Raw genomic sequence first — 26,098 nt, 5'->3', positions numbered from 1 at the left:
GGGATTTCCGTTTCATTGCGATCGCATGTTAGATCACGTTTTAGCTATATTGAAATACGGTAGTAGTACTAGATATGCGCGAGATTGATTGGGGTGAATGAAAACAATTCATTTGCCTCGAAATTTCTGCCCGCCTACGCTCTCAACCATTAAAAATCGACAACCCCGGCGATATGGGCGGACGTTTTCCGCGCATGCACTCGACGGGGGAGATTGGATCGGTGGACTTGAAAAGGAGACAAGGCATGGAGTCGAAGAACGTTCCGGAGATGGCTGAACTGTTGCGTGATGCACCGAAGAACTGGGGCAAGTGGGGGCCGGACGATGAAGTCGGTTCGCTCAACTACCTGACCGAGACGGAGGTGCTGCGCGGCGTCGCGGCCGTGCGCTCCGGCAAGACCTTCACGCTGCAGATCCAGATGGGAAATCCGAAGGGCGATCCTGTCTGGCCGGGTCGCTCCCAGGCATGCCGCATGAATGTGATGGACAAGGGGCACTACATGTGCGGCAAGGGGCCGCTGTTCCCCGGGCTCCTCGAGTATGCGGACGACATGATGATCATGTATCTGCAGGGTTCAACGCAGTACGACGCCCTCGGACACGTTTGGTACGGCGACCAGATCTGGAATGGCTACGATGCGAAATCGACCATCGGCGGCCTCGCGAAGGCCAGCGTATTGCCGATCGCGGAGCGCGGCGTCGTCGGGCGCGGCGTGCTGATCGACATTGCCCGGCATCGCGGCAAGGCCGTGCTCGATCCGGGCGAGACCTTCACGCATCGCGATCTGCTCGAGGCTGCCGAAGCGCAGCGCGTGACGATCGAAAAGCGTGACGTCCTCGTGATCCGCACCGGCTGGATCGGCTCGTTCTACGAGCGTGACAAGAGCGAGTTCTACAAGAATTTCATCGAGCCGGGCCTGACCTACAGCCCGGAACTCGTCGAGTGGTTCCAGCGGATGGAGATCCCGAATCTCGTCACGGATACGATCGCGAACGAAGTGACCATCGATCCGGAATCGGGCGTGGCGCTGCCGCTGCACAACGCGTTGATGCGCAACCTCGGTGTCACGCTGACCGAGATCGCGCAGCTCGATCCGCTTGCTGCCGACTGCGCGGACGACGGGCAATGGTCGTTCCTCTATACCGCGGCACCGCTCAAGGTCGTCAGCGGTAGCGGCGCGCCGGTCAACCCGGTGGTCATCAAGTAAGGCCGTTTCCAACTCCGGTCCGACCATGCCCGGCGCTTGCACGCGCCGGGCGCACAGTGCAATTTCGGTGACGCGCGCACGTGATGCCGCGCGCCCAATCCTGGAGTTCCCATGACGCCCCATGACAAGAAGCCCTGGCTCGCGAACTATGCGGCCGGCCATCCGGCGATGATCTCGCCGGTATTTACCGATGTGCTCGGCATGTTCCGGGCAGCCGTCGCGCGCGCACCGGAGCGTGCCGCGATATTGTATTTCGACGGCGTGCTGACCTATGCCGAGCTCGATGCGCAATCGGACGCCCTTGCCAGCGCGTGGCGCGAGCGCGGCTGCGTAGCCGGCGATCGCGTTGCGCTTTATCTGCAGAACGTGCCGCAGTTCGTGATCGCGCTGGTCGCCGCGTGGAAGCTCGGGATGATCGCGGTGTCGATCAATCCGATGAACCGCTCACGCGAGCTGCGTGTATTGCTCGCCGATTCGGGCGCGCGAATGCTGATCTGCCACGAGTCGCTCTATGCGGACGTGGTACGCCCGTTCCTCGAGGAGGAGGCCCAGGCCGCCGCGCAGGGTGAGCCGGCGGTGCAGCCGGCCGTGATGACCACATGCGAACTCGAGTACCAGAGCCGAAACGATGCACGGCTCTTTGCCGGTACGCGACGGCAGCCGGCGGAAGGCGTGGAGGACCTGTCGACGACGATTGCCGCTTATCGCGGCCACCGGCCCCTACCTGTCACGCTCGCGCCGACGGATGTCGCGATGCTCGTATACACGTCAGGCACCACCGGCGTGCCGAAGGGGGCGATGAACACGCACGGCAACATTGCATTCAACGCGCAGGTGTACCGTGACTGGATCGAGCTGCGGGAAGGCGGTCCGATCCTGGGCGTCGCGCCGTTGTTTCACATTACGGGGCTGGTTGGACATATCGGCGCGGCATTGATCTGCGCGGCGCCGCTGATCCTTGCGTGCCGTTTCGAGCCGGGCGTCGTCCTCGATGCGATTCGCGAGCATCGCGCGGAATTCACGATCGGCTCGATCACGGCGTTCATCGCGCTGATGAACCATCCGCATGCGACCCGCGAGCATCTGGTGTCGATGCGACGCATCTACTCCGGCGGTGCCCCGATTCCGCCGAGCGTCATCGATGCGTTCCGCGAGCGCTTCGGCCACTACATTTACAACGGCTACGGCTTGACCGAGACGAGCTCGCCGACGCACTGCGTGCCGCTCGATCGTGACGCACCGGTCGATCCGTCAACCGGCACGCTCGCTGTCGGCGTGCCGGTATTCAACGTGGAGTCGTACATCGGCGATGAAGCCGGCTTGCCACTGTCGCCGGGTGAGATCGGCGAGATCATTTCACGTGGACCGATGGTCGTGCCGGGCTACTGGAACAAGCCGGACGAGAGTGCGAAGGCGATCGTCGACGGCTACTTCCGCACCGGCGACGTCGGCTTCATGGACGAGCAAGGCTGGTTCTATCTCGTCGATCGCAAGAAGGACATGATCAACGCGGGCGGCTACAAGGTTTGGCCGCGTGAGGTCGAGGACGTCCTGTATTCGCATCCGGCGGTACGCGAGGCAGCGGTCGTCGGCGTAGCGGACAGTTACCGGGGAGAAACGGTCAAGGCCGTCGTGAGCCTGAAACCGCATGCCGAAATCTCGCCCGACGCGCTGATCGCTTACTGCAAGCAACGGATGGCGGCGTACAAGTATCCGCGCATCGTCGAGATCATCGACGAATTGCCGAAGACCATGACGGGGAAGATCCTGAGGCGCGAGCTGCGCAGGTAAGCGAGCGGCGTCGGCCGACGCGGCAGGCGAGGCACCGCATTACGGGTGGTTCGCCGTGTCCGCGCGAACGGACTCGAATACTTCGCCCAGTTGCCGACGCAGCCAACTATTCGCGGGATCGGCATCGGAATTCGTGTGCCAGTAGAGATAGGTATCGATCGATGCATCGAATGGGCATTCGAGCATCCGGGTGCCGCACATCTCGTTGAGCAGCCGTGCGTACCGCTCCGGCATGGTCAGCAGCAGGTCGGTCTGGTCGACGACGCGGCATGCGGCGAAGTAGCGGACGCATCGCAGGCGGATGCGGCGTTCGGCGCCGAGCTTGACGAGTGCGGCATCTTCGACGCCGCCGCCGCGTTGCCGGCTCGTCACGAGCACGTGCTCTTCGGCGAGGTAGGTGTCGAGGTCGAGGCGTTGACCGACCCGCGGGTGATCGCGACGGCACAGAACGACGTACCGGTCGGTAGAGAGTTTTGTACTGCGAATGGATTGCGGGTGAGGAAGAAGAACGTCGATCACTGCATCGAGCGAGCCGGTGAGCAGGTCCGCTTCTATCGCGCGACGATCGTGTTGCACCGCGGCGATGTCGATCGACGGTGCATGCTTGGCGACGTAATGCGCGATGGGCGGCAATACCACCGGTTCCTGTGCATTGAGAATGCCGATTGTGAAGCGTCTGACCGTCGATTCGACATCGAACCGACTGGCTTCGTGCAGCGTGCATTCGAGCGTATGCAGGGCATTGCGCACGCGCGCAATGATTGCTCTCGTAAATGGGGTGGGCATCATTGCATTGCCGTGACGCTCGAACAGCGGGTCGCCGAGCAGTTCGCGCAACCGGTTCAGCGCATGACTGACTGCCGATTGACTGAGATTGAGCTGCTGCGCCGCGCGCGTGATGCTCTGCTGCGCGTAGATGCGCTCGAGCACCACGAGCAGATTCAGGTCGGTCCGGAAAATGTTCATGACATCGGGAATGAAGGGAGGGCGCGGTGGCAGCGTCGATTCGCCAGAAATACCGCGTGACGACGCGTTTTTGCCACCCCCCGGACGGGGGGCAGGGCGCATCGCGATGCCGGTTCCGAAAGCGCATGCGCGCGCCAGCCCCGAGCTCCGGGCGTCACCGGGAGCAGTCGGTGTTTCCCCGGAGAACACGTGAATGCGCTGCTGCCCCCCACCTGAGGGGGCTGCTATTCGCCAATGGCGGAAATAAGCTCGGTCGTCTCGGTGCTCACGCGGGGCATGTCGACCCGGTAAGGGAGCGGATGAAATTTTATGGATGCCGAATCTATTGGTGAGGTGACGGATTCGGAAGGTGATACCGATTTTCCAGATTGGTGACGGAGGAGACATATGACGTTGAATGAAAGCGCAGTTTCGCGCATCCGGGAGCACGTGAAGTTTCGTGAGCTGGTCGACGAACGCACACGCCTGGGCCGGGTGTCGATGATCATCGTGCTGGGTGCGTATTTCGGGCTGATCGCGCTGGTCGCGTTGCGGCCTGATCTGTTGCGCAGCGCCGCGTGGGCGGGAAGTGTCACGACGGTCGGCGTGATATTCGCGATTGCCGTGATCGTCGCGGGATGGGGGCTCACGTGGCTCTATGTCCGGGTCGCGAATGATCGGTTCGAAAGGCTGACCAACGAATTGCTTGGCGAGGTGGGGCAATGAAATCGATCGTACGCGTTTCGACCGCGGTACTCGCGCTTGCCGCCACGCCGGGCGGCCTTGCCTGGGCCGGCCCGGTCGTGGAGGCGGGGCAGCGGCAGCCGCTCAATCTTGCCGCCATCGCAATGTTCATGGTGTTCGTCTGCATGACGCTGGGCATCACGTACTGGGCGGCGCGCCGCACCAGGACGGTGAACGACTTCCTCACCGCCGGCGGCGGAATCAGCGGGCTTCAGAACGGCCTTGCGGTCGCCGGCGACTACATGTCCGCCGCGACGCTGCTCGGCGTCGTGAGCCTCGTCTACGCGAAAGGCTACGATGGCCTGCTCTATGTCGTCGGCTTCTTCGTGGGATGGCCGGTGATGCTGTTCCTCATGGCCGAGCGCCTGCGCAATCTCGGCAGGTTCACGTTCGTCGACATCATCGCCTACCGGCTCGATCCGGTCAGCACGCGCTGGATGGGCGTGGTCAGTTCGTTGACGGTCGTGTTCTTCTATCTCATCGTCCAGATGGTCGGCGCGGGAGAACTCGTTCAGCTGCTGTTCGGCATCGACTACAACTATGCGGTCGTCGGCGTCGGGTGCCTCATGATCGTCTACGTGACTTTCGGCGGGATGATCGCGACGACGTGGGTCCAGATCATCAAGGCCGTCCTGCTGATGTTCGGCGGCACGTTGCTGGCGCTATTGGCGCTCGGTCACTTCGGCTTCAGTTTTGAACGGCTTGCGCAGTCTGCGATCTCGGTGCACAAGGCAGGGAAATCGCTGATGGAACCGGGCCGTCTGTTCTCGGATCCCGTTTCGGCCATCTCGATGTCGCTGGCGACGGTGTTCGGGCTCTCCGGGCTGCCGCACGTCCTGATGCGCTTCTTTACCGTTCCGAATGCACGGGAAGCCAGAAAGAGCGTATTCGTTGCAAGCACGTGCATCGGCTTCATGTTCATTGCGATGTTCGTCATCGGCCTCGCGAGCGTCGTGATCGTCGGTACCGACCCGCAGTTCTTCGAGGGTGGACGCGTGGGCGGCGTGCTGCGCGGCGGGAACAATATGGTGGCGATGCATCTCGCCAATGCGACGGGCGGCAGCCTGTTCCTCGGCTTCCTCGCGGCGGTGACGTTCGCCACCATCCTGGCCGTGGTGTCGGGCCTGGTGCTAGCGGGAGCGTCGGCCGTATCGCACGACCTCTATGCGAGCGTGCTGTGCAAGGGGCGAGCCAGCGGGGCATCGGAGATTCGCGTCACGCGGTGGACGACGCTGGCGATCGGTGCCGTGGCCGTCGTGCTTGGCCTCCTGTTCAAGGGGCAGAATCTCGCCTTTCTCGTCGCACTGGCGTTCAACGTTGCCGCGTCGGCAAACTTCCCGCCGCTCGTGCTTTCGATGTACTGGAAGGGATTGACGAGTCGCGGCGCCGTCTGCGGTGGCATCGTCGGACTCGTCTCGTCGGTCTCGCTGGTCATTCTGTCGCCGGCGGTATGGAAGTCGGTGCTCGGGCATCCGGCTGCCGTGTTCCCGTACGATCATCCGGCGTTGTTTACGATGCCGCTGGCGTTCCTGGCGAGCTACGTGATGTCGGCACTCGATCGCAGTTCGAAGGCCAGCGCGGAACGGCGTGCGTTCGACGCGCAGTTCGTACGCGCCCAGACCGGACTCGGTGCGGAACGGGCGGTCGAGCATTGACCTGAACGAGCAGCCCTCCCCGACGCGCGCTGGGTGAACCAGTCAGTGTGTGCGGCCTGGTGCCGACGCGTCGTCATTGGGCGCCGGCGCGGGTAGCGGCGAGTCGGGTGCCGCGAGCGCGCTGTGAACGAAATGCAGACTACCGAGCGCCGTTTGAAGGTAGGGTGTCGCCGGGCGAGACGTATCGGCGGTCTGCATCGTCCGTTGCAGTGTGGCGATGGCAATCTGTACCGCATGCGTGGCAGCGGCGCTGGCCTTCGGTGTCGGCGTCTCGAACAGACGCTGAATCGCGCGGCAGGCGAACGCGCAATCGTCGAGCCACGCCGGTGCGGCGTTCGGTGCGATCCGTGCCGCCTCGCTGGTCATTGCGCTGCGCAGGTCCACGACGGCCGAGCCGATCTCGAGGACGGACAGGAACCATTCGACGGACTCGCCGTTCGCCACCGGGTCGTCACGCGATATCGACCGAACCTGATACATGAGGTCGCGCGTGCGGCTTTCGAATCGCGCGCGCAGCGTCGCGGCGGAGTCGGTGCAGGCGAACACGACCTGCCTGCGCAGGTCGGTCAGCAGGTGCTTGCGCAACCCGAGCATCGTCGGCGGCAGGAACAGTTCGAACGCGACTGATGCCATCAGCATGGACAGGACCAGCGCGATTGCGTCGTTCATGAAGGATGTCGGATCGTAGGCGACGACATTGTCGGGGCCTGTCAGAAAACAGAAATAGATGCAGTATCCGATGCCGTACCCGGCCAGCGACGGGCGCGTCGTCATCCAGCATCCCAATGCGAGCGGTGGAGCCAGTACCACGCAGAGCAGCGGGAAGCCGTCGATGACCGGGTAGATGACGAACATGACGATCAAGCCGAGGGCGGATGCGAGCGCCGTGCCGATCGCCATCTGGAACGCCGTGCGAGACGGGCGCGCAGAGGACGCGACCAGTGCGCAGATTGCGCCGCCGTTCAGCACGAGCAAGGCGCCCGACGGCCATGCGGTTGCGATCCAGAACGCGCTCAGCACGAGTGTCAGCAGCATCGCGCGGATGCCGGCGACGGCCGCGATGACCGGATTGGTTCGCGGTTCGTATGGCGCCACCCACTGCTCGCGATCGTGCGCGGCGGCGCTCAGCGACAGATAAGTGCTCGCATAGGCGATATAGCTGTCCAGGAACCGGTCGAGCAGGTCGACCGCCGTGTCGAAGTCGAGCGCGGTCGCGCCGCTGCCGAGCCGGTTTCGCGCCAGCTGCGCGCGGCCGGGCAGCGACGTGCGGCAGCGTTCCAGGGTGGCGGCCAGCGACGTGGCGAGTGCGTCGATATCGTCGGCGTGCGCCGCATCGTGGCGTTCGAGTCGAAGCGGTGCCGCGATACTTGCCATCAGTGCCTCGATCTCTGTCAGCACGACATCGGCTCGCGCGACACGCAGCCGGGCGATCAACTGACTCAATGCGTGCAGGCGCGTCGACGCCGCCATGCGCTCCGCATTGAGACGAGTCAGGCGGCCGTTTCGCAAGCGTGTGTCGGGGCTTTCGAAAACCGCGGCGCTGCGTGCGGCTTCCGAGCTGACGGTCTCGTCGACGACGCGCACGTTTAACGCCTCAAGAAATGCTCGGTCGGTTTGGCCGGACAGAATCGACAGCACGTCGTCCGCAAACTCGGTGAACCGCGTTCGGTTGACGCGGCTGATCTGTTCGCTGACATGCTGCGGAAAGACGAGCGCGCTGACCGCGCCCGAACTCAGGATGCCGATCGTCACCTCCGTCACACGCGTCATCGCCGAAAGAAAGGCCGCGTCCGGATGCTGCCATGACGGGATGCCGATGAGCGCGGCAGTGTAGCCGGCGAGCACGAAGCCATAGGTCCGGAAGTTGCGGTTTCGCGCGGCACCTGCCGTGCAAATGCCGATCCAGAGTGCGGTTGCGCCGAGGAAGAGTTCCGGAGCCTGCCCGAACAGACTGATCAACACCAGCATGGCGAGCAGGCCCACGATCGTGCCGCAGATCCGGTACAGGCTTTTTGCGAGCACCATGCCGCTTTGCGGCTGCATCAGCACGAAGACCGTTGTCATAGCCGTTCGCGGCATCGGGAGTTCGAGCTTCATCGCCACGCCGAGCGCCAGAAGTGCGGCGAGAATGGTCTTGAAGACGTACAGCCAGGTGACGCCGCTCGTGCTGGCCCAGTTTCGGGCGGTATCGGCGACGGCGGTACCTGATTTGGTATCCGAAATATATGACGTGAATTTGAAGAGCGGCGAAGACATGATGTGTGTAGCGCGTGATGCAGGCGTGCGGCGACAGGACGAACGTGATTGTATTTTCCGCAGGCGCGCCCGAGTATTGCGTGTGGTGTTAAACGCTTTTTCCGGATCAGGATCGATGTCATCGCGCGACGACCCTCGGTGGGCTGACGATCGCGCTCCCGCGCGTTTCGTTCTTGCGCGAGACCCGCGGTGAACAGGGCGTCCGCCGCCGGTGCGGAGCTCGCTCCGTGGTCAGGCGCGCGTCAGCATGTTCAACAGCGCCTGGGCGGCCGGTTCGGACGACGCCGGATTCTGGCCGGTGATCAACAAGCCGTCGACAACCACGTACGGTTGCCAGTCATCGGTCTTCGAATAGCGGCCGCCCTTCGACTTGAGCTCGTCCTCGACGAGAAACGGCACGACGTTCGTCAATCCGACCGCATCCTCTTCCGAATTCGAGAAGCCGGTGACGGCTTTGCCGGCGACGAGCGGCTCGCCGTCCGGCCCCTTGGCATGGCGCAGCACAGCCGGTGCATGGCAGACGGCCGCGACCGGCTTGCCCAGTGCGATGGCCTGCTCGATCAGCGAGATCGACCGTGCGTCTTCGGCGAGATCCCAGAGCGGGCCGTGGCCGCCCGGATAGAACACTGCGTCGAACGCGTCGACGGCAACCTCGGACAGCTTTTGCGTGGCCGCGAGCGCGGCCCGCGCGTCCGGATCCGCTTCGAAGCGGCGCGTGGCGTCGGTCTGGAATGCGGGATCCGCGCTTTTCGGATCGAGCGGCGGCTGGCCGCCGGCCGGCGACGCGAGCGTGATGTCGGCGCCCGCGTCTTTCAGCGTGAAGTAGGGCGCAGCGAATTCCTCGAGCCAGAAGCCGGTTTTCTCGCCGGTCGAACCGAGGGTGTCGTGGGATGTCAGGACGAACAGAAGTTTCATGATGACTATGGATGAAGATGGCTGATGGATGCGCGAATCCGCTTTACGCAGCGGTTTCGGCGACGCGCACGACTACCTTGCCGAAGTTCCTTCCCGCGAGCAGACCGATGAGCGCGTCCGGCGCGTTTTCCAGGCCGTCGGTGACGTCCTCGCGTGGCGTGATCTCGCCGGCCTTGACCCATCCGCCCATTTCGGCCAGGAACGCCTGATAGCCGGTCGCATAGTGATCGAGGATGATGAAGCCCTCCATGCGGATCCGTTTCTTCAGGAGCGTGTCGGTCAGGAACTGCAGCCGGTCAGGGCCGGGCGCCGGTTCGCTATCGTTGTATTGCGAGATCAGGCCGCAGAGCGGCACGCGCGCACCGACGTTGAGGAGCGGCAGCACGGCGTCGAAAATCGCACCGCCGACATTCTCGAAGTAGACGTCGATGCCGTCGGGGCAGGCTTGCGCGAGCTGCCGTGCAAGATCGGGCGCACGCCGATCGAGGCATACGTCGAAGCCGAGCGTCTCGGTGACGTACCGGCATTTCTCCGCGTCTCCTGCAATGCCGACGACGCGGCAGCCTTTCAGTTTTGCGATCTGGCCGACGACGGCACCTACCGCACCGCTCGCCGCCGCGACGACGACCGTTTCGCCCGGCTTCGGTTGCCCGATCCGCAGCAGGCCCGTGTAGGCGGTGAAGCCCGGCATGCCAAGCACGCCAAGCGCATGGGACGGGTGGTCGAGATCCGTGCCGAGCGGCATGAGATCCACGCCGTCGGAGAGCGCGTAGTCCTGCCAGCCGCTGTCGCCAAGCACCAGGTCGCCGACTGCAAAGGCGGGATGCTTCGAGGCGACGACGCGGCTGACGGTGCCGCCCACCATCGCATCGCCGAGCGCAACCGGCGGTGCGTAGGACGGCGCGTCGCTCATGCGCCACCGCATGTAGGGATCGAGCGACAGGTACAGCGTCTGCAGCAGGACTTCGCCTTCGGCGGGCGTCGGCACTGCCGTGGTTTCAAGTCGGAAGTTGTGCGCTGCCGGCGCGCCGACGGGGCGGCTGGCCAGGACGATCCGTCGATTGACGGATTGGGATTGCGGCATGGGTGACCTCTGTGTGACGGTTGCGCCGCCCGGATCGGGCCGGTTGGCGACGGGTTTTTCGTGTGACGGTCGCGATGCGCTTGCAACATGCCGGAGCACGTTGCAAGCGAAAGTAGACCAGTCGTCTAGTGTTTGTGCGCTTGCGGGGCTACGTCGCAGGGCTTGACCTGCGGGGGTGCGCCGGGTTGTGCCATGCATCGCATGAATGCGAGGGCCGACCACCCGGTCGAACCGTGATGCGGATCATACGATCGAGTAGACCAGTCGTCTAGTGAGCATGTGGCGCGATTTCGCGCTCCACGATCTGTCCCGTTTGCGGTTGACGAGGGACGCACGGCAACGGCGAACAGAGCATCCGCTCGCCGCAATGGCCGTGTCGTAAGGCGCGCGCCGAAATCGGGCGTTCCGGCAAATGACGGCGTGCGATCGCTTCCGAACCGCGTCGGCGATGCGGCCCGCCTCCCCATTCGGGGGGGCGCGTTGGCTGCGCGAAACGCCGTAAGGTAGTTGGCAAGGTCGCCGTCCGAGTCGGTCCGGTCGGCGCAATCATCGTGTACCGAGCGGGAGGGGGCATGACCAGAACGGTGCTGATAACCGGTGCGGGGTCCGGATTCGGGCGAGGTGTTGCGTTCGCGCTTGCCGAACGCGGGCATCGCGTGATCGCGGGTGGCCAGATCTGGCCGCAGGTCTGGGCGCTGCGGCAGGAGGCCAAGGCACGCGGGGTGGACATGCAGGTCATCAAGTTCGATGTGACGAACGAAATCGATCGTGCGCATGCATTGACCCACGACGTCGATGTCCTGCTGAACAACGCGGCCATCATGGAATCCGGCCCGCTTGTGGAGATTCCGATATCCGTGTTTCGCTCGGTGTTCGAAACGAATGTCTTTGCGGCGCTCGAAGTCGCGCAGGGGTTCGCGCGCAGGATGGTCGTGCGCGGGCATGGCCGGATCGTCTGGATGTCGTCGGTCGCGGGACTCGTCAAGGTGCCGTTCGACGGCGCCTACGCCGCGTCGAAGCATGCCGTCGAAGGCATCTGCTCCGCGATGGAGGAAGAGTTGAAGCCATACGGCGTCGAAGTCGTGACGATCAATCCTGGCGCCTATCGTACGGGCTTCAACGATACCGGCATGGAAAGCATGGATCAATGGTGGAACCACGGCGAACGCGTCGTGGCCCACTGGCCGACGCGCGAACTGAACCGGCAGCACGATCCCGCGGAAATGATCGACGCCATCGTCACGGTGATCGAGGCGGAGGCGCCGCCGTATCGGACCGTCAAGCCCGAAGCCGCCGAACAACTCGTGCGCGATGAACAGGCCGCCGCATGGCAGCGGATCGTAGGCGGCAAGCAGTGAGCGGCGCGAACGAGCCCGACACGCGGTCAGCCTGTCCGGCACGCACGCGACACGAGCTGCCGGCAGCCGCAAGGTGGCGCCTCCGCCTCTAGACGAAATGGAGCAGCGCGATCGTCAACGTCAGCGTCACCGCTGACAGGATGCTCGACGCGACCAGCGTCGCACCCGCGGTCGGATCGTCGATGTCGTAGCCGAGCCCGAACAGGATGCCGAACGAACCGCACGGTATGGCCGCAAGCAGCACGAGCTGACCGGCCATCGGCGGCGGCACGGAGAAGAGCCGGACGCAGAACCATGCGAGCAGCGGCTGCACGATGTGGCCGAGCAACAGCGCAACACATACCTCCGCGTTCAGTCGGATCGGCAGGGCGGCAAGGATGAGGCCGGTGGAAAACAATGCGAGACCGGCCGTCGTTCCACCGATGATGCCCAGCGATTGGGCGATCAGCGTCGGCAGGTGCCATCCGAGAATGGAGAAGGCGATGCCGCCGAGCGGTGCCAGAACGACCGGCTTCAGGAAGGTATTGAGCAGCGCGCCGGCGAGTGGTGGCGCATTCGATCGACTTGGGTGTTCGGTGCTGCGGGCGCGCTCGAGCAGGATCAGGCACGCCGGGGACATCACGACTGACGCGATGGTGATGGCGAACGCGACCGTCAATGTACTCGACTCGCCGTACACGGCGACGAGAAGAGGCAGGCCGACGGCCGCAAAGTTCGGCATGCCAACCGTTACGGCGCGCACGGCGGCATGACTCGGGTCGACATGAAAGACATGTTTCGACAGGACGAGCGACGCGAAATACGGTACGAGCATGAAGATCACGATGACGGCGACGGGAACCAGATGGTTCATCAGTTCCGCGCGCGGCATCTTCGCGGTATAGACGAACAGCGCGAACGGCAGCGCATAGTCGACCAGCATCTTATTGATCGACACGATCGGCATGTTTCCGGCATGGGTTTTCCCGGCGAAATAACCCATCGCGATCGAAAAGAAAAACGGCACCAGCGCGGATGATATTTGTGCGGTCATGGATGCTCCAGAGCGGGTCGCCAGGCACGGTGCCGGTATCCGGCGCGATCGCCCGCATGCTGACTGGGCGATCTCGACGCGGCGAAACAAGCCGGCCCGCGAGTCGTAGCGTTGCTGCCAACATGAACGTCTTGCGGGTTTTTTTGACCCCCCCGTAGTGGGGGTAGAGCGCTCGGCTCGACAGCGCTATCGTTGGCGCATCGTGGCAACCGGTCGACGCGACGCAGGCTGGCCGGTTCGTATCGAGCAGGTGCCGTTGCGTGGTTCGCTTTTGAAGCGAGTCGTCTTTCCACGCGAACCGGCAGCAGGGCAGCGCGCATGCGCGTGCATGCCTACCCGGAATGTCCGGCACGGGATCGATGCCGGCAGCGTGTCAATTGCACTGCGCGACTGTTCGCGTCGCGCGGAGAAACCCGTCATGATTTTTGAGATTGCCCAGATCGACATACAGGAAAACGGCGAGCCGGGGTTTGAACGTGCGGTCGCCGACGCGAGGTCGTTCATCGAACGCGCGCCCGGTTGCCATGGCTTGCATCTGTATCGCGGTATCGAGCAACCGTCGCGCTATCGTCTGATGGTGCAATGGGAAAGCGTCGAGCGGCACGACGCCTTTCGTCAGACAGCCGATTTTCAGCGTTGGCGCGAACTGGCCGGACCCTTCTTCGTGGGTCCGCCTTCAGTCGAGCACGTGCGCGAAGTCTGATCAGCGTGCGGCACGGTGTGCCGCCGCGTCCTTGCGGCGTGCACGATCCGCATCGCTGGCGCTATGGTTTTTTGCAAGATGCTGGTCAGGATCGCGTGACCGATTGAACACGAGCGGTCGACCGGGCACCGGGTTCGATCGCGCCGGCTTGCGAGTGGGACATGCCTGATGCGACTTCACGACTGGACGACGGGCCGCGCGTGGGTTCCGCCCGCGAGTTCGCGGGTGCCCAGGTGACGGTGCTGGAATGCGACGGAAGCGTGCTGGTGGTGCGTTGGGTCGAGCCCGGTGTCCGGCATTTCGGTGAGCAGCGCTGGCGGCGCGCCATCGCTTCCCGCCGCGGCATCTGCGTGCTGTCGCATTTGCCTATCTTCCCCGGAGACGCGGTGTTTCGTCCGGCGGAGCGGCCGAGACCGACCAATGCCGCCGCGATGATCCTCGCGAGCGATGTGCTGGGCATGCAGCCTGCCTGAACGCGTGCCGGCGCGCGCAGCGCCGGCACGACCGGATCACGATTGCGCGACGGTATTCCTGAGTACGCCGATCCCTTCGATCTCGACCTCGCACACGTCGCCTGCGCGCATCCAGAGCGGCGGATTGCGCGCCATGCCGATGCCCGACGGCGTGCCGGTCGCGATGACGTCGCCGGGCTCGAGCGTCATGACTTCGCTGATGGTGACGATCAGCGTGGCGATGTCGAAGATCATGTCGTTCGTATTGGCTTCCTGCACGACGACACCGTTGAGCCGGGTCTGCAGCTTGAGGCCGGCCGCGCCCGCCGGTAGTTCGTCGACGGTCACCAGTTCGGGGCCCAGTGCGCCCGTTTCGTCGAAATTCTTTCCGACCGTCCATTGCGGCGTCTTGAACTGATAGTCCCGCAGGGTCGCGTCGTTGAAGACCGTATAGCCGGCCACATGGTTCAACGCATCGCTTCGCCCGATGCGTCGGCCGCCGCGGCCGATGATCACCGCCAGCTCGCCTTCGTAATCGAGCTGATCCGATTCTGTCGGCTTGCGTATCGCAGCACCGTGCGCGGTCAGGCTGCTGCGAAAGCGCGCGAACAGCGTCGGATACGACGGAACCTCGTATCCCGCTTCTTGCGAGTGTTCGGCATAGTTGAGCCCGACGCAGATGATCTTCGTCGGCCGCGTCACGGGCGGGAGCAGGGTGCAGTCGGCCAGGTCGAGCGGCCGGCCGGCCAACTGCAGGCGTTGGCTCGCTTGCGCCAGCGCGGAAGGACCGCCGGAGACGAGGGTGTCGAGATCGCCGGGATAGTCGGGATCGGTACGCGTCAGTCCGAGATAACGGCCGTCGCCGGACCGGATGGCGAGGCCGGTGGTACCGTCGCGTACGAAGCTGATGAATCGCATGATGGTTTTCCGATAATCAAGTCAAACAAGCCGGAAGGCGTGCGGTCGCGCCGCGCAGCCCTTCGATCGTGTGCGGGATGGTGGGTCCCGCGTGATGCGGGCGGCGGCCCGATGTCATTTGCCGGTCGAACCGGGCGCGCCGTCGTCAGTCACTTCGTTTGCGATGGCAGCCCGGATCCGCTTCAATTGCGCCGGATCGACCTGCCGCCGGACTTTCGCGACGTCGGATGCGCTCACCTTGCCGGCACGATTGCCCCAGCTGTCGCGTACGAACGTCGCGAGTTCGGCGATCTGCAGGTCCGATAGCCGCCAGCCGAATGCGGGCATGGCCAACGGCGCCGGATCGGATCGGGTCGACGGCATCCGCGAGCCGGTCAGAATCACGTGAATGACCGACGACGGATCGTCGGACGCGACCACCGCATTGCCGGCCAGCGCGGGAAACGCCTTCATCGCGCCGCTGCCGTCCGAGCGATGGCATGCATTGCAGTTGTTGAGGTACAGCAACGCGCCGCCTGTCGGTGTCACGCCCGAGCGCAACGCCGCGATCGCATCCGACTTGACGGGCAGGGCTGCCGACGTCTGCGGTGCGCGACCGGGGCCGAGGCTGCCGAGGTAATCGGCAACCGCGCCCAGGTCGGCGTCGCTGAAATACTGCGTGCTGTTCTCCACGACTTCGGACATGCCGCCGAACGTGGCGCTGCCGTGTGATCGTCCGGTTCGCAGAAGCTGAACGATGCTGTCACGTGTGAGCTTGCCCGCGCCGTTTCCGCTTCCGCTTCCGTATCCGGGGCGCAGCTCGGGGGCGTGCCAGCCCGCGAGCGTGTAACCGCTCAGGTACAGGTCCGTTCCGCGCGCGTCGAACGCTTTCTCCTGGCCCATCGGGCCGTGAGGCGTATGACATGCGCCGCAGTGCGCGAGCCCTTGAACGAGATAGGCGCCGCGATTCCACGCCGCGCTTTGTGCGGGATCGTCGCGATACGTGCCACTGGGGCGAAACAGAAGATTCCATCCCGTGAGCAGCACGCGCAGGTTGAACGGAAAGTGGAGCCGCGTCTGCGGATTCGGCTGGCCGATCGGGCGGACGCCATGCATGAAGTACGCATAGAGGGCACGGGTATCGGTGTCGCTGACCTTCGAGAAGGACGGGTACGGCATGGCGGGGTAGAGCAGGTGTCCGTCCTTCGCGACGCCTTTGCGCAGCGCGGCCGCGAAGTCGTCGTAGCTGTAGCTGCCGATCCCGTGCTTGATATCTGGCGTGATGTTCGTCGAATAGATCGTGCCGAACGGCGTTTCCATCGGCAGTCCGCCGGCGAACGGCTGGTCGCGGCGCGATGTATGGCATGCCACGCAATCACCGACGCGCGCCAGATAGGCGCCGCGCGCGATCTGGTCGGCATCCTGCGCGTTCGCGGCGGCCGGTTGCAACCATGCGGCCAGCGTGGCGCAGGCAAATAGCAGGCCGAATGAGATCGCGGCCGGTTTCGTGCGTTGCTCACCCATTGCAATTCCTATGCCGGTAGCAGTGGACCAGGATTCTTCAGGTATTGCTCGCGGATCGCGCGCGCCGCGAAATACGCTTGCGCGCCGACCATGCCGGTCGGGTTGTAGGCCCAGTTTTGCGGAAACGCGCATGCGCCCGTCACGAATACGTTGTGCACGTCCCACGATTGCAGGTACTTGTTGACGACGCTCGTGTCCGGGCGATCCCCGCAGACCGCGCCGCCGGTCGTATGCGTGGTCTGGTACGGCCGCATGTCGAAGTGATCGCCGATCTTTCCGGCATGGACCGACATTGATTTCGGCTTCATCACGCGCGCGACTTGCTCGGCCTTGTCGGTGACGAAACGCGTCATGCGCATCTCGTTGTCGTGCCAGTCGAATGTCATGCGCAGCAAAGGGAGGCCGTATGCGTCGCGATAGGTCGGATCAAGATCCAGGTAGTTCGTGCGGTATGACATGACCGAGCCTGCCGTACCGATGGAAAACGAATGCAGGTAGTTGTCCTTGAGCGCTTTCTTCCAGGCAGCCCCCCATTTGGGGGTGCCTTCCGGCAGCAGGGTCTGACCGATCGGGCGGCCGCCGGTGACCATCGCGCTGATATAGGCGCCGCCGACGAACCCCGCCGCGGAATGATCGAAGTGATCCGCATTGAAGTCGTCGAATGCCTGGCCCCCGGAGCCGGCGCCGATGAATGGATCGATGTGGACGTCTTTGTCGAAGAACAGCGAGACCGCGCTGTTCTTCTGGTAGGCGAAGTTTCTGCCGACGGTTCCCGTTCCCGTCACCGGATCGTACGGCGTTCCGATCCTGGACAGCAGCAGCAAGCGCACGTTGTGCATCTGGAATGCGCAAAGCACGACGATGCGCGCCGGTTGAAACACTTCCTGGCCCTGTGCATCGAGATAGGTCACGCCGGTGGCGCGCTGGCCGGACGAATCGAGTGCCACACGCGTCACATGCGATCGGTCGCGCAACTCGAAATTGGGTTTGGCCAGTAACGCGGGCAAGATGCAGGCTTGCGGCGATGCCTTCGCATACATGTAGCAGCCGAAGCCTTCGCAATAGCCGCAGAAGTTGCACGGGCCGAGCTGCAGCCCGTATGGATTCTGATAGGCGATCGACGCATTGGACGCGGGAATCGGAAATGGATGGAAACCGGCTTCGCTCGCCGCATGCCTGAACAGTGTCGCCGGATAATTGTCGGCGAGCGGCGGACACGGATAGTCACGCCGGCGCATGGCCTCGAAGGGATTGCCGCCGTCGACAATCTGGCCGTGCAGATTGCCTGCCTTGCCCGACGTGCCCATCACGGCCTCGATACGCTCGAAGTACGGTTCGAGTTCGTCCAGCGTATAAGGCCAGTCCTGGATCGTCATGTCGCCGGGAATGAACCCGGCGCCATATCGCTGCACGTAGTGCGAGCGGATCTTGAGGTCGGCAGCATTGGCGCGCCAGGTCGTGCCGTTCCAGTGCACGCCCGCGCCGCCCACCCCGGTACCCAGCAGGAACGCGCCGAGCTGCCGGTAGGGCAATGCGTCCTCGTTCGGCGCATGCCGGATCGTGACCGTCTCGCGCGCAAGATTCTGCATCAGCTTGCGTCGCTGAATGTAAGCGAGCTCGTCGGCGATGGCAGGGTACGCGAACTCGGGGCTCGTATCGCGGTTTTCGCCGCGCTCCAGGCCAACTACGGTCAGGCCGGCCTCGGCCAGCTCCATACCCATGATCGCACCTGTCCAACCCATCCCGACGAGGACGGCGTCCACTTCCGGCTTCGTAATATGCGGCATATGCATCTCAACCCTGCTGACCTTCGATGCTGACCGGGCCGTACGGGTAGCGCTTGCCGGTCCCGACCCAGTCGAGGAAGTCCGCCCTGGCTCCCGGAAAGCCGATCATCTTCCAGCTGCCCATCTCCTTGTTGCCTCCGTGGATCGGGTCCGACAGATAGCCTTCACGGGTGTTCTCCAGCAGAAACGCGAAGAAATCCGTCGCGGAGATATCGTCGAATGCCATCGCGCCTGACTCCAGGCGTGCGAGCACGTCGGTCTGTTCCGCGACGGCGAGTTCGGCAAAACGCTTGCCTGCGAAGTCGCGCATGCATCGTGCGTTCGTTGCCTGGATGCCGGCCCGGTACAACTCGCGCGGCGTCAGCCGCGACTGATAGCCGAACAGCGGTGAGGCGGCACGAAACGGACCTTGCATGTACCAGTGCGCCGCGTAGCCGTAACCGGTTTCCAGTTGCCTGTCGATGAAGACGGGTACGTTCAGGTCCAGCGCGCCGGGCCCTTCATCGTCGTGCGGGATCAGGCGGTCCACTGCCGCGAGCACGAAATGCCATTCTTCGAGCGTGAAGAACACCGGACGATAGTTGTCGAGCCGGACGCCGCTGTCGGCGTTTTGCGTTGCCGTCGGTGATGGCGATGCGTCGTCTCCGGGATGGCACGCCCCCATCGCGACGGCGGCAGGAACGATGGCGACGCGTTTGAGGAATACGCGCCGGCCGGACGCCGGCTTCGGCGGCTTGTCTCCGCGTGACTGGGCTTTGCTCATAGACGGGTTTTCAGGCCATTTCGAGGTGTCGTCACATGCGCGCGGGCGCTGCCGCTACAGTCCGCTGACGATGCGGCGAGCGCGCGCCGGTACGCATTTCAATAGGCCTGAGTGGTGCGAATGCTCGTGAATGAGAGCGCGTGTCAGGCCATGCGTCGAAGGGTGTCGGTAGCAACAGTACCCACAGCCCCGTGCGATGGCAGCCCCCTGTTTGGGGAGGGGGCGCAGGATGGACGACCCGGGCAGTTATGCGGCCAGCAATCGGCCGCGAGAAGCCGTATCGCCGCGTTGCTGCATGGTCGACCGGATGGTGAAATTCTCGGGTATGCGTGACCTGCGTCGCTGCAGCGCATGCGCAAGACGATGCGCGCCGGAAGCGCAAGGTAGATCCGGATGCCCCCCACTTGGGGAGGATCCTTGCAAATGTCCCGACGGTCCGAGGATCATTGCGTTAGCGAGGTTTGCTTCTCAATGCTGACGAATTCCTCTCGACGCAGCCGAAATTGCTTGCGTAGTCGCTGTCATCCGCAGTACAGGGGGAAGACGCGGCGCCAGCGGATTGCAATCGCGATACTCGACTTCGCCGCGAATGGCGAGCCGAGCGTGGCTTTGCCGAGGCGAGATGAAACCAACCAAGGAGCCTGCCATGTCGACCTTCTCGAGACGTTCGTTCGTCCAGTCAATCGGTGCCGCAACATTTGCGCCAGGCGTGTTGCTCGCGTCGGAGGATGGGGTGGCTGCGCCCGGAAAGTCCGCGCCACCGCAGGGCGGCGGCGCGAACTATGCCGATTACAAGCATATCCGGGTCGCCCAGGACAGCGGGGTCGCCACGGTGACGTTGAACTACCCGCCGCTCAACCTGCTCGACGAGGTGTTGTCGGAGGAGTTCGATTCGCTGATCCGACAACTTGAACAGGATGCGAACGTACGTGTCGTTGTGCTGCAGAGCGCCGTGCCGAAGTTCTTCATTGCGCACTCGGGCCTGCATCGTGTCGGCTCCGCGCCGAAAACGACTTCGAACACACGCACGTTCCGCCTGACACAGATGCTCGGCGAGCGCCTGCGCAACATGCCCAAGGCAGTGATCGCCAAGGTCGAAGGCATCGCTCGCGGCGGTGGCTGCGAGATCGCGCTGGCCGCGGACATGTGTTTCGCCGCGATCGGCGAAGCCGTGTTCGGCCAACCGGAGGTTGTTTGCGGGCTTGTTCCGGGCGGTGGCAACACGCAGCGCCTGCCGAGGCGGATGGGGCGCGCCCGCGCCCTCGAGGTGCTGCTGACCGGAGAGGATTTCTCGGCGGAACTGGCCGACCATTACGGCTATATCAATCGCGCGCTGCCGGCCAAGGAACTGGGTCCGTTCGTGGACAAACTCGCACGCCGCATCGCGACCTTTCCGCCCACCACGATCGCCCACCTGAAAAGGTCCGTGGACATGGGGTCAGACGTCTCCTTCTCCGAAGGCTTGTTGGTGGAGGCGCACGAGGCCGATCTTTGCGTCGCCAATGAAGCGATACAGGCGCGCGTGAAAGCGATACTCGCGGCCGGTGCCGAGACCTACGAAGGTGAACTTCGCTTTCCCGACCTTTCCGCGAACCTGCCTCCTGCCGATTGAGTGGTTTTCTTGCCTCCGGAAGAGGGACTCGCAAGTACGGCCGTTATCGCGAGCGAGCTGGCCCGTGACTGAAGGGAAATCCCGAGGCGCGTATCGCCCTCGGGATTTCATGTTGACTATCGCTCCACGCTGCGCGTGCGCGCGAACGACCCGAACGGCCCGAACGGGTCGAAGGTCGAGTGGTCGGGCACGTTCACGCCGCACGGCGCGACCGACGACGATACCGTGCAGCTGTTCCGCGGGATCTACGAAGACGGCCTCGCGGAACTGGCGAAGCGGTTCGCGGCGGTCTGATGGCAGCGCTTCGCATCGTGTGTGACGGAGCCGGGTTGTCCGGCTCCCGCTGCGGATTCGCCGCGGGTTTCGGCCTGCCGCGAAGGCGTTGGCGTGTCCGCCCGGCTTATACCGTTGCGTCCGGCGCGCGGCCGCCGTCGGCATGCAGTTCGTCGATCAGTTGCCGCGCGCCGGGCGAGATCGGCGCGCCCTTGCGCGTGACGAGCTCGTAAGGCTCGCTGCGCGAACCGATCCGGAGCGGCAGGATGCGTGTCATGTCGTGCCGCGCGAAGAACTCGGCGACATCGATCGACACGAGCGCGACGAACGACGGATTGCCTTGCAGCAGCGCGAGCGTCGCGAACGCCGACGTCGTTTCGAGCAGATGCGGCGGAAAGCGGATGTCGGCTTCGAGGAATTCGCGTTCGAGCAGCAGACGCATCGGCATGTTCGCGCGATACACGACCCATCGGTACTCGGCGAGGTCGCGCAGCGCGAGCTTCTTCGCGGCCTTCAGCGGATGACGCACGTTCGCGACCACGGCAAGCGTCTCGTCCTGCAGCTTCACGCTGTCGTAGAGCTGTGGCGTGCGGCTGATGGTCGTGCGGCAGATCGCGAGGTCGAGCCGACCCGCGTCGATCTCGCTCAGCAGTGCCTCGCTGGTGTCCTCGACGATCTCGACGGACATTTCCGGATGGCGCGCAACGAGCGTCGAGATCGCGTCGGTCAGCCGCGGCACCGCGCCCATGATCACGCCAACGCTCACGCGACCGCCATGCCCGCGCAGGATGCCGACGATTTCCTCGCGCAGATGCGCGAGATCGGTGTGAATCAGCCGGGCGTAGCGGATCACGCAATCGCCGACCTCGGTTGGTTCGAGCCCACGATTGGTGCGATTGAACAGTGGCGTGCCGAAGGTCGTCTCGATCTCCTGCAGCGCCTTGCTCGCGCCCGGCTGCGTGAGTGCAACCTGTTGCGCGGCCTTCAGCAGCGAGCCCTGGTCGGCGAGCGCGATCAACAGGCGCAGCTGTTTCAGGTGAAGACGCGAAATGATCGAATGAAGCGGTGGCGTCATGGGAATGACAAAAAGTTATACCGGTATCACATCCGGTCAATTGCCGCGACGGGCGCGTCTCTTTATGCTGGCGCGTCGAACCTTGTTTTACGCACATTTTCGGGAGCGTGACCCGATGTGTCGCCGGAGCGCGGCGGAGCGGGTCGCACGCACTATAACTTGAACTTATTGTCGTGTCGATTGCGGTCGCGCCGGAACGGCACGCACCGGATGCCTGGAGCGAAGCAGAATGGATCTGAACATCGAAGGCCGCTGGGCGCTGGTCTGCGCGGCCAGCAAGGGACTGGGCAAGGGTTGCGCGCAGGCGCTCGTCGCCGAGGGCGTGAACGTCGTGATCACCGCGCGCGGCAGCGAAGCACTGGAGGCGACCGCACGCGAATTGCGCGCACTCAATCCGGCCGTCACGGTGGTGGCGGCGGCCGGTGACATCACGACCGGCGCGGGCCGTGCGGCAGGCGCTCGCGGCCGCGCCGCACATCGACATCCTCGTGAACAACGCGGGCGGCCCGCCGCCGGGCGATTTCCGCGAGTGGACGCGCGACGACTGGATCGCCGCGATCGACGCGAACATGCTGACGGCGATCGAGCTGATCAAGGCGACCGTCGACGGGATGACCGAGCGTGGTTTCGGGCGCATCGTCAACATCACGTCGAGCGCCGTGAAAGCGCCGATCGACGTGCTCGGCCTGTCGAACGGCGCACGTACGGGCCTGACCGGCTTTGTCGCGGGTATCGCGCGGCAGAAGCGCATCGCGGCGCGCAACGTGACGATCAACAATTTGCTGCCGGGGCTGTTCGACACCGACCGTCTGAAGAAGGCGACCGAAGCATCGGCGCAAGCAGAAGGGACGGACTACGAAGCGACGCGTGAAGCGAAGCGCCGGAACGTGCCGGCCGGGCGTTTCGGCACGGCCGACGAGTTCGGCGCAGCGTGCGCATTCCTGTGCAGCGCGCATGCGGGCTATCTGACGGGGCAGAACGTGTTGCTCGACGGCGGCGCGTATCCGGGAACCTTCTGACGGCCTGAGCGGCTGCAGTCGAATGCCCGGGCCGCGCGACGCGCCCGGGCATGGCCTTGCTCGCGTTACTTGATCACGAGCGGATTGACCGGCGCACCGGTGCCGCCGACGATTTTCAGCGGCGCGGCCGTATACAGGAATTGCCACTGGCCGTCGCGCGCGCAATCTTCCGCGAGCGCGTCGAGCAGCACGACCTCGGTGAACACGACACCGAGGTTGCGCATCAACGCGTTGTGCAGCGGGATCATCACGCCCGATGCAGGATCGACCGTGACTTCGTTGCCCATCGTGTCGGTGACGAGGTTCGGGATCTCCATCTCGCGGAACCATTCGACGAGCTCGCGGCTGAACGTGAGGCCCGGCTCGATGTAGTCGCGATAGAACTCGGCCTCGTCGCGCTCGTAGAACGACCCGATCCAGCCGGTGCGGATCATCAGGATGTCGCGCGGCTCGATCGTCACGTTCTGTGCGCGCGCCGCTTCGAGCAGATCGTGGTGATCGAACGTCTCGCCCTTGTCGAGCACGCGCTTGTCGCGATGGCGCGCGATGTCGATCAGCACCGCGCGGCCGACGATGCCGCGCTTGGCGATCGGCAGGATGCTCGCGCGATCGAGGCCGCCGACCGTGCTCAGCGCGTCATAGCCGTTCCACAGCGTGTCGTCGTACCACACGTGGCCGAGCGCATCGCACTGAGTCGAGCCCTGCACGTGCATGAAGATCACGTCGTCCGCGTATTCGACGTTGCCGTCGAAGTGCGCCTTGCCCGCGAGAAAGTGGCCCTTGTCGAGCACGTTCATCCGCATCGACGGGCGCCGCCCAGGAAACAGCGGTTCGCCTTTTGCATGGCCGATATCCACCTGCAGCGTGAAGGTCCGGCCCTGGCGCACGGCGCCGATGCCGCGCATCACCTGCTCGGCCTGCAGATAGTTCAACGCGCCGACTTCATCGTCGGGCCCCCACTTGCCCCAGTTGGTCGGCAGGCCGTCGAGCAGGCGCTTGACGTCCGGGCCGTCGGCCGGTTTCTGCACACACATGTTCGTCTCCATCGTTATGGTCGACGCGAGCCCGGGACGGTTTGTCCTTCGGGCATTCGACGTCGGACGGGCGCGCCGGGTATGGCGCGACGCAGGGCCAGTATGAAGAGCGCGCCGCGCATCCGGTATTGAGAGCGACTCATAGCGTTATAAAAATCTGTCATGCGCGAAGTGTTGACGCGGACCGGGCGGTTTTGAAACCATCGTGGTCACTCGCGTCGACGCCGCATGGGCATCGACGCCAACGCATTCATACGCATGCCGGAATATTGCGTGTGCAGTCGATTGACCCACACAGGAAACGGAAATGAATATCGCAGGCAACTTGCTGATCGGTCAGCACGCACGACGCGGCACTCACGGCGTCACGTACGCGATCGACGCGGCGAGCGGTGAACGCATGGAGCCGGCTTTCGGCGGTGCGACCGTCGTCGATCTCGATGAAGCGTGCGCGCTGGCCTGGGCGGCCTTCGACGCATATCGAGAAACCTCGCCCGAAGCGCGCGCGCGGTTTCTCGAAGCGATTGCGGCGAACATCCTCGCGCTCGGCGATGCGCTCGTCGAGCGCTGCGTTGCCGAATCGGGCCTGCCGCGTGCGCGCGTCGAAGGTGAACGCGGGCGCACGGTCGGCCAGTTGCGCATGTTCGCCGGCGTGGTGCGCGCGGGTGACTACGTCGAGGCTCGCATCGATCCGGCGCAACCGGAGCGCCAGCCTGCGCCGCGCCCCGATCTGCGCCTGCGCCATATCGGCATCGGGCCCGTCGCGGTATTCGGCGCGAGCAACTTCCCGCTCGCGTTCTCGGTCGCGGGCGGCGATACGGCATCGGCGCTCGCGGCCGGCTGCCCGGTGATCGTGAAGGCGCACTCGGCGCACCCCGGCACGTCGGAACTCGTCGGGATGGCCGTGCAGCAGGCCGTGAAGGACTGCGGGATGCCCGAAGGCACGTTCTCGCTGCTGTTCGGCAGCGGCCGCGAAATCGGCCAGGGCCTCGTGCGCGACCGCCGCGTCAAGGCAGTCGGTTTCACCGGCTCGCGCCATGCGGGAACCGAGCTGATCGCGATCGCCAATGCGCGGCCCGAACCGATCCCCGTCTATGCGGAGATGAGCAGCCTCAATCCGGTACTGCTGTTCCCGCATGCGCTGGAACGGCGCGGCGATGCGATCGCGCACGCGTTCGTGCAGTCGCTGACGCTCGGCGCCGGGCAGTTCTGCACGAACCCGGGGCTGATCTTCGCAGTGGAAGGGCCGGCGCTCGATCGCTTCATCGCGGCGGCGGCCGAGCGGCTCGCGCAGGCACCTGCTGCGACGATGCTCACGCCGGGCATTCATCAGGCATTCGCGCGCGCGGTGACTGCGTTCGCGCAGCATCCGCAGGTGCGGACCGTCGCACGTGCCAATGCGCCGACCGGTGCGAACCAGGGGCAGGGCGCGCTGTTTTCGACGAGTGCCGACGCGTTTCGCGAATCGAAGGCACTGCACGAGGAGATTTTCGGCGCAGCGTCGTTGATCGTCCGGTGTCCCGACCTGAAGACGATGCTCGCGCTGGTCGAGTCGCTGGAAGGGCAACTGACGACGGCGATCCATATCGACGAAGCCGATTACGCGGACGTGCGCCTGTTCCTGCCGGCGCTGGAGCGGCGCGCGGGCCGCGTGCTGGTCAACGGTTTCGGTACAGGCGTCGAGGTAGCGCATGCGATGGTGCACGGCGGCCCGTTTCCGTCCACCGCGGACGGGCGCTCGACGTCGGTCGGCAGTCTCGCGATCCGCCGATTCCTGCGGCCGGTCAGCTATCAAGACATGCCGGATGCGCTGCTGCCCGAAGCATTGCGAACGAGCAATCCGTGGGCGATCAATCGCCTGCTCGACGGGACGATGACGCTCGCGAACTAAGGCTCGCGCAGTAAGCAAGCGGGGCGCCGTGAAGCAACGGTGCCCCGCGTTTTCGCGGACATGTTCCTCTTCCCCGACA

21 protein-coding genes and 1 pseudogene are annotated in these 26,098 nt (G+C 64.5%); 11 read left to right on the top strand and 11 right to left on the bottom strand.

Going from position 1 to position 26,098, the window contains the following annotated elements:
• Positions 1 to 245 precede the first annotated feature (245 nt).
• The gene (locus tag DIE15_RS04015; RefSeq protein WP_057924010.1) at positions 246 to 1,208 is read left to right on the top strand and encodes a cyclase family protein; all 963 of its coding nucleotides are present in this window, start codon (positions 246 to 248) and stop codon (positions 1,206 to 1,208) included.
• 111 nt (positions 1,209 to 1,319) lie between these two features.
• Positions 1,320 to 2,999, top strand: coding sequence for a class I adenylate-forming enzyme family protein (locus tag DIE15_RS04010; protein WP_124832447.1), 1,680 nt, complete (start codon positions 1,320 to 1,322; stop codon positions 2,997 to 2,999).
• A 39-nt stretch (positions 3,000 to 3,038) separates the two neighbouring features.
• Here the strand turns inward: DIE15_RS04010 and DIE15_RS04005 are convergent, their stop codons facing one another.
• Complete coding sequence (locus DIE15_RS04005; protein WP_124832553.1) at positions 3,039 to 3,965, bottom strand: LysR family transcriptional regulator; 927 nt, start codon at positions 3,963 to 3,965, stop codon at positions 3,039 to 3,041.
• 387 nt (positions 3,966 to 4,352) lie between these two features.
• Here DIE15_RS04005 and DIE15_RS04000 point away from each other — a divergent pair, with 387 nt between their 5' ends.
• Both DIE15_RS04000 and actP read left to right on the top strand, forming a co-directional pair.
• The gene (locus tag DIE15_RS04000; RefSeq protein WP_057924007.1) at positions 4,353 to 4,670 is read left to right on the top strand and encodes a DUF485 domain-containing protein; all 318 of its coding nucleotides are present in this window, start codon (positions 4,353 to 4,355) and stop codon (positions 4,668 to 4,670) included.
• A complete protein-coding gene (actP, locus tag DIE15_RS03995) occupies positions 4,667 to 6,343 on the top strand; it encodes a cation/acetate symporter ActP (protein WP_124832446.1) in 1,677 nt (558 codons plus the stop codon). The genes DIE15_RS04000 and actP overlap by 4 nt, the downstream gene beginning before the upstream one ends.
• A gap of 42 nt (positions 6,344 to 6,385) precedes the next feature.
• Here the strand turns inward: actP and DIE15_RS03990 are convergent, their stop codons facing one another.
• The 3 genes from DIE15_RS03990 to DIE15_RS03980 form a co-directional block, all read right to left on the bottom strand.
• Positions 6,386 to 8,599 (bottom strand): FUSC family protein, encoded by a 2,214-nt coding sequence (locus tag DIE15_RS03990; protein WP_124832445.1) that lies wholly within the window; start codon positions 8,597 to 8,599, stop codon positions 6,386 to 6,388.
• 231 nt (positions 8,600 to 8,830) lie between these two features.
• Complete coding sequence (locus DIE15_RS03985; RefSeq protein WP_124832444.1) at positions 8,831 to 9,514, bottom strand: type 1 glutamine amidotransferase domain-containing protein; 684 nt, start codon at positions 9,512 to 9,514, stop codon at positions 8,831 to 8,833.
• Positions 9,515 to 9,557: 43 nt separating this feature from the next.
• Positions 9,558 to 10,598, bottom strand: coding sequence for an NADP-dependent oxidoreductase (locus tag DIE15_RS03980; protein WP_124832552.1), 1,041 nt, complete (start codon positions 10,596 to 10,598; stop codon positions 9,558 to 9,560).
• A 572-nt stretch (positions 10,599 to 11,170) separates the two neighbouring features.
• On the opposite strand from DIE15_RS03980, the gene DIE15_RS03975 reads away from it, so the two are divergent.
• Entirely contained in the window at positions 11,171 to 11,956 is a 786-nt protein-coding gene (locus tag DIE15_RS03975; protein ID WP_057924002.1) for an SDR family oxidoreductase, read from the top strand.
• An 88-nt stretch (positions 11,957 to 12,044) separates the two neighbouring features.
• Here DIE15_RS03975 and DIE15_RS03970 read toward each other — a convergent pair whose 3' ends face one another.
• Positions 12,045 to 12,989: an AEC family transporter gene (locus DIE15_RS03970; RefSeq protein WP_082664542.1), complete on the bottom strand. Its 945-nt coding sequence runs from the start codon at positions 12,987 to 12,989 to the stop codon at positions 12,045 to 12,047.
• A 418-nt stretch (positions 12,990 to 13,407) separates the two neighbouring features.
• Between DIE15_RS03970 and DIE15_RS03965 the strand changes: the two genes are divergently transcribed.
• Positions 13,408 to 13,692 (top strand): antibiotic biosynthesis monooxygenase, encoded by a 285-nt coding sequence (locus tag DIE15_RS03965; protein ID WP_057924000.1) that lies wholly within the window; start codon positions 13,408 to 13,410, stop codon positions 13,690 to 13,692.
• Positions 13,693 to 13,853: 161 nt separating this feature from the next.
• Positions 13,854 to 14,165: a DUF3331 domain-containing protein gene (locus DIE15_RS03960; RefSeq protein WP_242431731.1), complete on the top strand. Its 312-nt coding sequence runs from the start codon at positions 13,854 to 13,856 to the stop codon at positions 14,163 to 14,165.
• A 36-nt stretch (positions 14,166 to 14,201) separates the two neighbouring features.
• On the opposite strand, the gene DIE15_RS03955 is transcribed toward DIE15_RS03960, so the two are convergent.
• From DIE15_RS03955 to DIE15_RS03940, 4 genes are all read right to left on the bottom strand, one after another.
• Complete coding sequence (locus DIE15_RS03955; RefSeq protein ID WP_124832443.1) at positions 14,202 to 15,062, bottom strand: fumarylacetoacetate hydrolase family protein; 861 nt, start codon at positions 15,060 to 15,062, stop codon at positions 14,202 to 14,204.
• A 114-nt stretch (positions 15,063 to 15,176) separates the two neighbouring features.
• Entirely contained in the window at positions 15,177 to 16,565 is a 1,389-nt protein-coding gene (locus tag DIE15_RS03950; protein WP_057923998.1) for a cytochrome c, read from the bottom strand.
• 8 nt (positions 16,566 to 16,573) lie between these two features.
• A complete protein-coding gene (locus DIE15_RS03945) occupies positions 16,574 to 18,352 on the bottom strand; it encodes a GMC family oxidoreductase (RefSeq protein ID WP_185734363.1) in 1,779 nt (592 codons plus the stop codon).
• Between the two features lie 7 nt (positions 18,353 to 18,359).
• The gene (locus tag DIE15_RS03940; RefSeq protein WP_242431730.1) at positions 18,360 to 18,923 is read right to left on the bottom strand and encodes a gluconate 2-dehydrogenase subunit 3 family protein; all 564 of its coding nucleotides are present in this window, start codon (positions 18,921 to 18,923) and stop codon (positions 18,360 to 18,362) included.
• A gap of 838 nt (positions 18,924 to 19,761) precedes the next feature.
• Here DIE15_RS03940 and DIE15_RS03935 point away from each other — a divergent pair.
• Positions 19,762 to 20,727, top strand: coding sequence for an enoyl-CoA hydratase/isomerase family protein (locus DIE15_RS03935; RefSeq protein ID WP_124832441.1), 966 nt, complete (start codon positions 19,762 to 19,764; stop codon positions 20,725 to 20,727).
• A 78-nt stretch (positions 20,728 to 20,805) separates the two neighbouring features.
• Positions 20,806 to 21,021: an SRPBCC family protein gene (locus tag DIE15_RS03930; RefSeq protein WP_260428181.1), complete on the top strand. Its 216-nt coding sequence runs from the start codon at positions 20,806 to 20,808 to the stop codon at positions 21,019 to 21,021.
• Positions 21,022 to 21,127: 106 nt separating this feature from the next.
• On the opposite strand, the gene DIE15_RS03925 is transcribed toward DIE15_RS03930, so the two are convergent.
• Entirely contained in the window at positions 21,128 to 22,075 is a 948-nt protein-coding gene (locus DIE15_RS03925; RefSeq protein ID WP_057923994.1) for a LysR family transcriptional regulator, read from the bottom strand.
• A 229-nt stretch (positions 22,076 to 22,304) separates the two neighbouring features.
• Between DIE15_RS03925 and DIE15_RS03920 the strand changes: the two are divergent.
• A pseudogene (locus DIE15_RS03920) lies at positions 22,305 to 23,094 on the top strand (SDR family oxidoreductase).
• 65 nt (positions 23,095 to 23,159) lie between these two features.
• Here DIE15_RS03920 and DIE15_RS03915 read toward each other — a convergent pair.
• Complete coding sequence (locus tag DIE15_RS03915; protein WP_124832440.1) at positions 23,160 to 24,128, bottom strand: cyclase family protein; 969 nt, start codon at positions 24,126 to 24,128, stop codon at positions 23,160 to 23,162.
• Between the two features lie 307 nt (positions 24,129 to 24,435).
• On the opposite strand from DIE15_RS03915, the gene DIE15_RS03910 reads away from it, so the two are divergent.
• Positions 24,436 to 26,019, top strand: a complete 1,584-nt coding sequence (locus DIE15_RS03910; RefSeq protein ID WP_124832439.1) for an aldehyde dehydrogenase (NADP(+)) — start codon at positions 24,436 to 24,438, stop codon at positions 26,017 to 26,019.
• Positions 26,020 to 26,098 lie beyond the last annotated feature (79 nt).

The sequence above is a fragment of the Burkholderia sp. Bp9031 genome (genome assembly GCF_003857965.1).
GTDB lineage: Bacteria > Pseudomonadota > Gammaproteobacteria > Burkholderiales > Burkholderiaceae > Burkholderia > Burkholderia ambifaria_A.
This window is presented reverse-complemented; position numbering and strand designations above follow the sequence as displayed.

Coding starts and splice junctions, on each gene's coding strand:
- DIE15_RS04015 (WP_057924010.1), top strand. CDS start 246: ATGGAGTCGAAGAACGTTCCGGAGATGGCTGAACTGTTGCGTGATGCA.
- DIE15_RS04010 (WP_124832447.1), top strand. CDS start 1,320: ATGACGCCCCATGACAAGAAGCCCTGGCTCGCGAACTATGCGGCCGGC.
- DIE15_RS04005 (WP_124832553.1), bottom strand. CDS start 3,965: ATGAACATTTTCCGGACCGACCTGAATCTGCTCGTGGTGCTCGAGCGC.
- DIE15_RS04000 (WP_057924007.1), top strand. CDS start 4,353: ATGACGTTGAATGAAAGCGCAGTTTCGCGCATCCGGGAGCACGTGAAG.
- actP (WP_124832446.1), top strand. CDS start 4,667: ATGAAATCGATCGTACGCGTTTCGACCGCGGTACTCGCGCTTGCCGCC.
- DIE15_RS03990 (WP_124832445.1), bottom strand. CDS start 8,599: ATGTCTTCGCCGCTCTTCAAATTCACGTCATATATTTCGGATACCAAA.
- DIE15_RS03985 (WP_124832444.1), bottom strand. CDS start 9,514: ATGAAACTTCTGTTCGTCCTGACATCCCACGACACCCTCGGTTCGACC.
- DIE15_RS03980 (WP_124832552.1), bottom strand. CDS start 10,598: ATGCCGCAATCCCAATCCGTCAATCGACGGATCGTCCTGGCCAGCCGC.
- DIE15_RS03975 (WP_057924002.1), top strand. CDS start 11,171: ATGACCAGAACGGTGCTGATAACCGGTGCGGGGTCCGGATTCGGGCGA.
- DIE15_RS03970 (WP_082664542.1), bottom strand. CDS start 12,989: ATGACCGCACAAATATCATCCGCGCTGGTGCCGTTTTTCTTTTCGATC.
- DIE15_RS03965 (WP_057924000.1), top strand. CDS start 13,408: ATGATTTTTGAGATTGCCCAGATCGACATACAGGAAAACGGCGAGCCG.
- DIE15_RS03960 (WP_242431731.1), top strand. CDS start 13,854: ATGCCTGATGCGACTTCACGACTGGACGACGGGCCGCGCGTGGGTTCC.
- DIE15_RS03955 (WP_124832443.1), bottom strand. CDS start 15,062: ATGCGATTCATCAGCTTCGTACGCGACGGTACCACCGGCCTCGCCATC.
- DIE15_RS03950 (WP_057923998.1), bottom strand. CDS start 16,565: ATGGGTGAGCAACGCACGAAACCGGCCGCGATCTCATTCGGCCTGCTA.
- DIE15_RS03945 (WP_185734363.1), bottom strand. CDS start 18,352: ATGCCGCATATTACGAAGCCGGAAGTGGACGCCGTCCTCGTCGGGATG.
- DIE15_RS03935 (WP_124832441.1), top strand. CDS start 19,762: ATGTCGACCTTCTCGAGACGTTCGTTCGTCCAGTCAATCGGTGCCGCA.
- DIE15_RS03925 (WP_057923994.1), bottom strand. CDS start 22,075: ATGACGCCACCGCTTCATTCGATCATTTCGCGTCTTCACCTGAAACAG.
- DIE15_RS03915 (WP_124832440.1), bottom strand. CDS start 24,128: ATGTGTGTGCAGAAACCGGCCGACGGCCCGGACGTCAAGCGCCTGCTC.
- DIE15_RS03910 (WP_124832439.1), top strand. CDS start 24,436: ATGAATATCGCAGGCAACTTGCTGATCGGTCAGCACGCACGACGCGGC.